Source organism: Variovorax beijingensis (genome assembly GCF_007828835.1).
Lineage (GTDB): Bacteria > Pseudomonadota > Gammaproteobacteria > Burkholderiales > Burkholderiaceae_C > Variovorax > Variovorax beijingensis_A.
This window is the reverse complement of the sequence record NZ_VIVL01000023.1, coordinates 22,418-28,974: the sequence shown is the minus strand read 5'-3', so window position 1 is coordinate 28,974 and position 6,557 is coordinate 22,418. Positions and strand designations below refer to the sequence as shown.

General features: G+C 64.1%; 7 protein-coding genes and 1 pseudogene. 3 read left to right on the top strand and 5 right to left on the bottom strand.

All coding sequences use genetic code 11. The annotated features are described in order from the left end of the window. Positions 1-155 (top strand): annotated as a pseudogene (locus FB547_RS32610) (IS5/IS1182 family transposase); the annotation flags it as partial. Positions 156-334: 179 nt separating this feature from the next. On the opposite strand, the gene FB547_RS32605 reads toward FB547_RS32610, so the two are convergent. The 4 genes from FB547_RS32605 to FB547_RS32585 all read right to left on the bottom strand — a co-directional run bounded on the left by FB547_RS32605 (position 335) and on the right by FB547_RS32585 (position 4,143). Next, on the bottom strand, positions 335-568 hold the full coding sequence (locus FB547_RS32605; protein ID WP_261380476.1) for a DUF6429 family protein: 234 nt from the start codon (positions 566-568) through the stop codon (positions 335-337). Between the two features lie 424 nt (positions 569-992). Next, positions 993-1,922, bottom strand: a complete 930-nt coding sequence (locus FB547_RS32600; RefSeq protein ID WP_145747725.1) for a hypothetical protein — start codon at positions 1,920-1,922, stop codon at positions 993-995. After that, on the bottom strand, positions 1,919-3,163 hold the full coding sequence (locus FB547_RS33455; protein ID WP_186454324.1) for a hypothetical protein: 1,245 nt from the start codon (positions 3,161-3,163) through the stop codon (positions 1,919-1,921). Before FB547_RS33455 ends, FB547_RS32600 begins: the two co-directional genes overlap by 4 nt. A gap of 5 nt (positions 3,164-3,168) precedes the next feature. Then, positions 3,169-4,143 (bottom strand): Bug family tripartite tricarboxylate transporter substrate binding protein, encoded by a 975-nt coding sequence (locus FB547_RS32585; protein ID WP_261380475.1) that lies wholly within the window; start codon positions 4,141-4,143, stop codon positions 3,169-3,171. Between the two features lie 117 nt (positions 4,144-4,260). Between FB547_RS32585 and FB547_RS32580 the strand changes: the two genes are divergently transcribed. Then, the gene (locus FB547_RS32580) at positions 4,261-5,202 is read left to right on the top strand and encodes a LysR family transcriptional regulator (protein ID WP_186454323.1); all 942 of its coding nucleotides are present in this window, start codon (positions 4,261-4,263) and stop codon (positions 5,200-5,202) included. A 703-nt stretch (positions 5,203-5,905) separates the two neighbouring features. Here the strand turns inward: FB547_RS32580 and FB547_RS33895 are convergent. Continuing rightward, positions 5,906-6,274: a hypothetical protein gene (locus FB547_RS33895; RefSeq protein ID WP_261380478.1), complete on the bottom strand. Its 369-nt coding sequence runs from the start codon at positions 6,272-6,274 to the stop codon at positions 5,906-5,908. On the opposite strand from FB547_RS33895, the gene FB547_RS33890 reads away from it, so the two are divergent. After that, entirely contained in the window at positions 6,161-6,526 is a 366-nt protein-coding gene (locus tag FB547_RS33890) for a KAP family NTPase (protein ID WP_261380477.1), read from the top strand. The genes FB547_RS33895 and FB547_RS33890 overlap by 114 nt on opposite strands. The last annotated feature ends 31 nt before the right edge of the window (positions 6,527-6,557 follow it).

Genomic DNA, 6,557 nt, shown 5'->3' with positions numbered 1-6,557 from the left:
AGTACTGGATGGGCTCAACCCACTTCCTCACCAAGACGCTGCCGCACGTGAGCACCGAAATGAGCCTGCACGTGTTGGCATACAACCTGAAGCGGGTGATCGCGATCCTCGGTATTGCCAGAACGATGAAGGCGGTCAGGCTGGTGGGGGCGTGAGCCTCTTCAAGTGCCCTTTGCGGCTTGCGCAGCCACGCTCGACCGAAACACCCGCGCGTTTGTGCAACGGGACCACCGGATGACTCGGTGCGCCGAGGACGCCCACATGGGCGCGGGTTCGGCATACTCGCTAGTCAAAGCCGTTTCCACACGGCCTCGGCCGCATTCTGCCGCAGCTATTAGCGCGCAGGCGCCGCCCCCTTGGTCCCGAAGTGTTTGGCCGCGAGCTCCTTGGCGCGGCGCAGCCCCTCGTCCGTCAGGTAGACCGACTCCTGCCTGCCGCGGGCCTCTGTGATGAGCCCTTTTTCGTGTAGACCGTCCATGGTTGCGAAGTCATATCGCTTCCATACGCGTCCGTTCTCGAACTCGAAGACGCCGAGCAACGCCAGGAGCGCCTCTTCGACCTTGACCATGTCGTATTTCATAACATCGCCCCTCAACGTTCGACAATGGCCCGTTTGCACGGCACCGTCTCTGATTGGCCGCGGCCGCCGCAAGGCGGTAGTTCGACTTTACGGTGTTACCTTGGGAATTTGTCTTCGCCCAGCCAACACGGTTCCCCCCCGGCAGGGGTCGCACAGGCTTCAAATCCGGCAGCGCACAGAGATGAAAGCAAGCAAGACACGAGTTCGCCGACCTCCCGGCCTATCGTTGGACTGATACATGCACTCAACTCACGAGAAGGTGGCACTACGACGGTTTTCTTTGGCGAGCAGCGAGGAGCACTGCCACGCTGTTGACGAGTTCCCGAGCAGCGCGCGATAACCACAGGCACGTAAACACCCAGTGATCGGTGGCGGCCCGTCCTCCTTGGTCACGACTCACGAGAAACGGATGCTATCGAAAAGGCATGCCCGCATATTGCAACTGAGCCAAGCCTATAGCCCGCTCGCCGCCCGCGGCATACAACAAATATTCCTTGCCTTCTTCGACGAACACCGCAGGATCACGCAACTGCCGCACTAACTCGAAGACAGGGCCGCGGCGTGATGGCGCGTCAGGCATTGCAGCGCCCTCCCAGGCCAATTCAGGCTGCAACAGCGTAGTGACATCCCCGTGCCTCCAGGCGGTCCAGTCGGGCCTGAGATCGACGATGGTGTGAAGGATGCGCTCCGGCGTGTCGGCCACTCGCGTGAAATAGACGTGCAGCAGCGGGCCATTCACACGTACTGCGCAATGCCGGAAGCTGGGCTCGAACGGCACCGGGCCAAGCTCGAAGCCGCCGTGTTCGTCCATGCGATAGAACGCGCCGGGCATTGCCAGCGCATGCTGGCGCCCTTGCCACTCGAACACGCGGAAGTAGGAGGCTCCCAGCACCTGTGGTTGGGCCGAAAAATGCAGGCCGTCATCTGAAATGGCCAGCTTGCTGCGTTGATTGCCGATCCAGCGCGCGGCTTCCCCGAACTGCGTTTCGTGACCGTCCGTCTGGCCTGCGGCGAACGCCACACCGTGAAAGTACATGCGTATCTTTCGCGCAGCGTGATCCACATGCACATCGGGCGAGGCCACGTGATCGGAGCAATGCGAATCTGCAACCGGCAATACGCCCGGCGCGTGGACGGTCCACGGGCCCAGCAGATCATCGGCATAGGCGAGCCGGATGTGTCGGCCCTGATGGTGCGCGAAATACAGGTAGTAGCGCCCGAGCGGGTTGGGCAGCCAATCGGGCACCCGAATCAGCGACGGGCCATTGATGTTGTGGCCGAGCGAGGCGTCGAGTCCCGCATGGATCAGTGGCTGCGACAGGCAGCGCTGCGCACGCATCATGCAACGCCCTCCGAAGCCCGGCTGGTCTGGCGATGGACGGTTTCCACCACCGCCATGTGCGCGCGGACGACCGGTGCCAGCAGACGGGCATCGACCTCGCCAAGGTCGTCTGCGCGCGTGTGAAAAGCTCGCGGTATGCCCAATACCGCCATTGCGCGGCCGTAGCCGCGCTCGACGATCGCGCCAAGCTCGCTGACGCCAGACATCGGTGTCATGATTCGCTCCAACCCGGGAAGGCCGCGAAAGGCCGCACGCGCGGCGTCTTGCAGCGATTCGGTCGCCATCGTCATGCGGTTCGCGTCGGCCGAAGGAAGATCGAAGAACTCGCCACGGAATTCGAGCCGGTCGCGCACCGCGAGCGCGGCGCCCAGATGAACCCATGCCAAGGTGTCGGCGGGCGCGGGGGCTTGTGCCAGTGCGCGGTGCGCGCCGGCAAACCGGTACTCGTGCGCCCCTGTATTCAGCAGGAACAGGGAGAGGTCTGGAAAGCGCTCGACGGCCCACGCCGCCATCGCCAGAAATGTCGCCGTTCCCGTGCCGCGCTCGGCAACGCAGCCGAACCAGCCGGTGCGTGGCGTGGACAGGCACAGCCATCGCGGGCCCCGCCGCAGCGTGGCTTGCAGATTCGAGGTCTGCCGCACGCTCGTCTGACCGTGCAAAAACAGCGTGGCGGGCAATCCGCTGCGCGCTGCGCGCAGGAATGGTTCGGCAAGCGCCGGCGCGAGAACCGCGACGGGCACCGGTGCGACGGGTGCCCCGAAACCGGCGTTCAATGCCACCACCTCGCCGGTTGGGCCGACCGGCACGATGACCAGAGCGACAGCGCCCGCTGCCGACGCAGCCGCAATCAGGGGCGCAACGAGAGGTGAATCGACCGAGGCATGGCGCGCATGCGGCAAGACCAGCAGCGCAATACGGCCGGCTGCATCCATCGCCTCATACGGCGCGCGCACCACCGCCAACGGTGCACGCAGGCCCTGCATACCGGTTGCAGTGACGGGCGACTGCCAGTACACCGGCGCCGCGGCCTCGCCCGCGACCAGGCGGCAATCGATCGGATCGAAGAAAGGCACATCGATGCCCTGATGCTCAATGTCATAGCCCGACGCGGCGAGGCGGCCCGCGATCCACTGCGCGGTCGCCGCGTCGCCGGCCCCCCCCGAGATCTTGTCTCCGAAAGCAGCGTGTCGAACCATGTCAGCCGCCAGGGTACGGGTCAGCGCATCGACCTCTTCATCCATGCGAATCACTCCTTCTGCACACCCAAGGATGCAGCGATCTTTCCCCAGCGTTCGTATGCTTCACGGACCATCGCCGCAAATTCCGAGGGCGTCGAGGAGGCCGCCTCATACCCGCCTTTCTCGAACTCACGCTTCAGTTCGGGTGTCGCAAGCACCTTGACAAGCGCCGCATTCAGGCGTGCCGTGATGGGTGGCGGCAGGTTGGCTGGCGCAAAGACGCCGACCCAGCCGTCGATGTCCAGGCCCGTGCCACCTTGCTCCACCAGTGTCGGCACGCCAGGCAGCAGCCGCGAGCGCTGTGGCGCCGCGACGCCGATCATTCTGACGTTGCCGGTTCGCACGAACTGCAGGGCACCGCCTGCCGCGGCGAACATGATCTGCACGCGCCCGCCGACCAGATCCTTCTGCACGTCACCGGCTCCCTTGTAGGGAATGTGCACCATGTCGAGGCCGTAGTGCCTGGCCATCCACTGGCCGAAGAGGTGCGATGAACTGCCCTTGCCGAACGAGGCGTAGTTCAGCTTGCCGGGGTTGGCCCGGGCATAGGCCACGAGTTCCTTCAGATTCTCCGCCGGCACTGACTTGTGGGCGACCAGCACGAGCGGACCGACGCTGGCAAGCGACAGCGGCGTGAAGTCCTTGAACGGATCGAATGGCAGCTTGGCGAACGAGTGCGGATTCTGGGCGAAGGGACTCAAGGGGCTGTAGAGCAGCGTGTAGCCGTCCGCCGCGGCGCGGGCGACTTCCGCAGTGGCCATGTTCATGCTCGCGCCAGGGCGGTTCTCAACGACCACCGTGGTACCCAGTTCCTTGCGCAGCTGCTCGGCCAGGAAGCGCGCCTGCTGGTCTGTCGGTCCGCCTGGGGCAAGACCCACGACGAGGCGGATTGCTTTGCCGCCCGTCGGGAAATCGGCTGCGGTTGCACTCATCGCAGGCAGCGCCAGGAAGGTGGCAAGCAGCGCGGCAGAACATCGTCTCATCAGGCCTGTCTCCATTGTTGGCGCGGGCGAGCGCCGTTGACACAGCATAGGTCGCATGGCACTTATGAGAACAGTGATATATTTTCAACTAGTCATAACTTAATGGAATGGCTTGCCATGCAAGACGAACTCGACAGCCTGGTGTCACGCCTGCGCTTCCGGCATCTGCGGTTGCTGGTGGAACTGCACCGCTGCGGCACCCTGAGCAAGGCCGCCGCCACGCTGCATCTGTCTCAGCCCGCGTTGAGCAAGACGCTCAAGGAGGTCGAAGAGGCCTTCGGGTTTCCGTTGTTCCGGCGCGGCGCTCGCGGCTTGGCGCCCACGACACGCGGCGAGGTGATCGTGCAGGGCGCGGCAACGCTGCTGGCGGCGCTCGGGCATCTGAGCGAAGCGGCACACGCCTCGAGCGAAGAACCCGTTGCGGTGTTGCATCTCGGCGCACCACCCGCCGTGGCGGCTGGCGGTGCATTGCCCGCTGTGCTGGCATTGCTGCAGGCTCGCAGTGAACGCGTTGTCGTTCGGCTGCGCGAGCAGGCCGTACCGCAGCTGTTCGAGGCCCTGTTGCAGGGAGAACTCGATGCCCTGTTGACCTCGTTCAATCAAGCAGCGTTTGCCGCCAAGCGAGCGACGCGTCTGGTCTACAAACGTTGCGCCGAGCACGAGTACGTGGTGATCGCCCCGCCCACGCATCCCTTGGCAAGAAAAAGACGCGTCGGATGGGACGCGCTTGTGGCTGCCCAATGGATCATGCCGGAGCCGGCGCTGCTGAGCCGTCAGGCGCTTGAGAGCCAGTTTCTGCGGGCGGGTGTCCCAGTACCGGCACCGTGCATCGTCTCGAACAATCCAGCCACCAACGTGCAACTGGTGGCAGCCGGAGCGGGGCTGGCCGCAGTGCCACGGGCCATGGCCACGGCAGAACAGCGCTTGGGGCGGATTGCGGTTGTTGGCGTCGAGATGACGCCCTCTCGGGTGCCGGTCGCGCTTGTCTACCGAGCTGCATCAGCCGGTGAGCCGGCGATAAAGCTGCTGCACGCTGTCGTTGACGAGCTCACGCCCTAGCAGGCTAAAGCGGACGCTTGGCGTTCAGCGCAATTGCTCTGCGGGTCATGTACCCAGCGTGCGTGCATCCCCTCCTTCGCTTGGAGGAGGACCACGCGGTGCCGCATATACGCCAACCTACGAGAATCAAAGACACGTAAACACCCTATTACCGCAGGTTGGCCAGGCGCGGTGCTAAAGCACCCTGCACAGCGCGCACGTAATTGCCGCACTGGACGGAGAGTGGCCTACAACAAGACGGAAAGTATCGCTTCACAGAACTCTCGCACAGACTTCACGTCGACTTCGCCCCCGTCGCGCACACTGCCTCCCGACAGCGGTTCGGCGTTGGTAGAGGCAGGGGGGAAAAAATCCGCTCAGGGAAAAAACGCCTCGATGCCAGCCGCTGTCACCCTCCAAGCTCTAAGCAAGCTTTAGTGGCCGCGCGGCGCCCCATCCAGATCTGCTACGAACCGAAAGCCAGATCAGCTCACAGCAGCGAAGGTGGCGAGAACGTCCAAGTTGCCAACGCTTGATTTCGCCTCAGATTTCGAGTCGCACAGGTCGTGAACCGCGCGACCGAGCGATGGGCCATTCAGCGACCCACGGAGGTAGCGGCTCCACCAGAAACCTGTACAGGCACTTGGCCGCTCTTGGCAACTCACGGTTCGCCCGCGCCAGCCACATCTCGGACGAAGGCATTTCGGGAAGCCTTCCTCGGGCGTTAACACCCGCACGTCCGCCAGAGGCCGAATCGTCGCTTCTTGGAAACCCCCGCCGCCAGTCCCGCCAGCACGGAGGCCTTCAGCACCTCGACGCCGGAACCCTCCTGCACCACCCAGGGCCGACCGACAGCCGTCAGAGCCTCCTCCGCCCATCGCCCGAGGACCCGAGTGATGCGACGCGTGACGATCGTGGGCGATGTGCCAGTGACCTCGACCGTTGCTTGCCAAAGACTGCGATTTCGACGCTCAAATCGATCCGCCTGCTGCTCTTCATCAAACGCAGCGCCTTCGTGATCGCTGCCGACAACGACTTTATCAAAGGGGCGGTCCGGGTTCACTTTGCCGGGACTGGTATCAAAGAGGGACACGCTGGAGAACTGGCAGCCGGAGTTCCTGCAGCTGCTCTGCCAGATCGACAGGCTGGCCTTCCTGCTCTATGTTGGCTCGCCGCAGTCCCAGGAAGACGACGACAGCATGGAGGCCAAGATCGATGCGATCCTGGCGGCGGTGGATCCGAAGAATGCCGATGTCCTGATCGACGAGATCGACCGCGAATACGCCGGCCGGCACACCGACCTGCGCTGGACGAGGATGGCGAAGAAAGACGCATCCTGACGTGACGGCGGGGCGCTTGCCGGCGCCGTCGCCGCG

Excerpts from the sequence above, each read along its gene's own strand:
- FB547_RS32580 (WP_186454323.1), top strand. The coding sequence starts at position 4,261 with ATGCAAGACGAACTCGACAGCCTGGTGTCACGCCTGCGCTTCCGGCAT.
- FB547_RS33455 (WP_186454324.1), bottom strand. The coding sequence starts at position 3,163 with ATGGATGAAGAGGTCGATGCGCTGACCCGTACCCTGGCGGCTGACATG.
- FB547_RS32600 (WP_145747725.1), bottom strand. The coding sequence starts at position 1,922 with ATGATGCGTGCGCAGCGCTGCCTGTCGCAGCCACTGATCCATGCGGGA.
- FB547_RS32605 (WP_261380476.1), bottom strand. The coding sequence starts at position 568 with ATGGTCAAGGTCGAAGAGGCGCTCCTGGCGTTGCTCGGCGTCTTCGAG.
- FB547_RS32585 (WP_261380475.1), bottom strand. The coding sequence starts at position 4,143 with ATGAGACGATGTTCTGCCGCGCTGCTTGCCACCTTCCTGGCGCTGCCT.